Source organism: Chitinophaga sp. 01L420 (assembly GCF_056399985.1).
Genome location: NZ_JBFTSK010000143.1, coordinates 1 through 551, shown reverse-complemented (window position 1 = coordinate 551; position 551 = coordinate 1). Strand labels below are relative to the sequence as shown.

The 551-nt window shown below is 47.6% G+C and carries 1 protein-coding gene; it reads left to right on the top strand.

The features are described from left to right. On the top strand, nucleotides 1-551 hold a 551-nt coding region (locus AC1DP6_RS36525), incomplete at both ends, for a hypothetical protein (protein ID WP_477059316.1).

Here is a 551-nt window from a genome sequence, read left to right as displayed (position 1 = left end):
GTGGTAGGATCAGGTACGAATACTTCCGTATCTAATATTGCCGTACTGAAACCAGCTACAGGAGATTCTATTCCAAGTACGCCGGTGATCACCGTGGTGACTAAGAAACCGACGCTGCGTATCGTGAAACAAGCAGCAGCTACCGCTATCGCAGGCGATAGTCTGAAGTATACTATTACTGTAACGAATGACGGCCCATCTGATGCCACTGGTGTGAGGATCAGTGATATCGTATCTGATACACTCGGCGGTGTAAGCTGGACGGCCAATACCACCGGAGCCGCATCTATAACAGGCAACAGCACCGGCAGCGGTGATGTTGCATTGACCGGTAGTATTACCGCTGGTGCAGGCAATGCCATCAACATACAGATTAGCGGTAAAATTAATCCTGACTTTATCGGTAGCATCACGAATACGGCGAGTGCAACAGATGCCAATAATAAYACGGTGAATGGAACGGCTACAACGCAGGTAAATGCACAATCACAATTAAGTATTGTGAAGACAGGTAATGCCCAGGTGAATGCAGGTGATACAGTTCGTTATGT